Below are 1,174 nucleotides of genomic sequence, written 5' to 3'. Positions count from 1 at the left end.
TGAGGTTATAGAATAACACCTTTACCCCCTTATCGCCCTATAGCCTTACTACTTTGTTACCTTATTATTCCATCACCCACGTGAACCTTTTCTTTATTATTCTAACCTTTTTGATATCGGCATTGATAGCCCGTATGCTGATTCCGCGTATCTTGCTGATATCCATGCGTAAGAAACTGTTCGACATTCCGGACGAGCGCAAGGTGCATAAGAAAGCCATTCCCCGTCTGGGTGGTGTTTCTTTCTTTCCGACCACCTTGTTTTCTTTCTGTCTTGTCTATACTTTCCGCCTGTTGTGCGGCGATAGTATTTCCACAGTCTATGCCGGCTATTTGTTGCCGGAGTTATTGCTGTTTGCTTGCGGCATGACCTTGCTTTACCTGACAGGTATTGCCGATGACCTTGTCGGTGTCCGTTACCGCCAGAAGTTTATTATCCAGATATTTTGTGCGGCCCTTTTTCCCTTATCGGGACTTTGGATAAATGATTTGTACGGTTTGTTCGGCATACATGAAATATCCGCATATATAGGTATGCCTTTCACTGTTCTTACAGTTGTTTTCATAACCAATGCAATCAATCTGATAGACGGCATAGACGGTCTTGCTTCGGGTTTGAGCAGTGTGGCTTTATTGATATTCACTTTTCTTTTTATAGAGAAAGGGCTTTGGAGTTATGCCATGCTCGCTGCCGGCACTTTCGGTGTGCTTGTCCCGTTTTTTTATTACAACGTTTTCGGCAGCGCCGAGCGTGCCCGCAAGATATTTATGGGTGATACGGGAAGTCTGACCTTGGGCTATACGCTTAGTTTCCTTGCCATAAAGTACAGCCAGCTGAATCCTGATGTCATGCCTTATACCGAAGGCGCTTTCATCATTGCTTTCAGCACGCTGATAATACCTTCTTTCGATGTCATTCGTGTGGTTTTGGTTCGTATTCGTGAAGGGCACAGCCCTTTTGAACCGGACAAGAATCATATTCACCATAAATTGCTGGCTATCGGTCTGTCACCGAGAAAGGCTATGCTGAGCTTGCTTTGTATGTCTTGTGCTTTCAGTGCGGCGAATATTCTGTTGATGCCTTATGTGAGTAATACGGTGATGTTGATTGCTGATATTGTGATTTGGATAGGGCTGAATCTGTGGTGGGATTATTTGAGAGATAAAAAATAAAA

1 protein-coding gene is annotated in these 1,174 nt (G+C 43.9%); it reads left to right on the top strand.

What is annotated here, in order from left to right; genetic code table 11:
- Positions 1–80 precede the first annotated feature (80 nt).
- A complete protein-coding gene (locus tag DW121_RS15490) occupies positions 81–1,172 on the top strand; it encodes an MraY family glycosyltransferase (RefSeq protein WP_118324495.1) in 1,092 nt (363 codons plus the stop codon).
- Positions 1,173–1,174: the final 2 nt, after the last annotated feature.

Source organism: Bacteroides sp. AM10-21B, assembly GCF_003472565.1.
Lineage (GTDB): Bacteria > Bacteroidota > Bacteroidia > Bacteroidales > Bacteroidaceae > Bacteroides > Bacteroides propionicigenes.
This window is presented reverse-complemented; position numbering and strand designations above follow the sequence as displayed.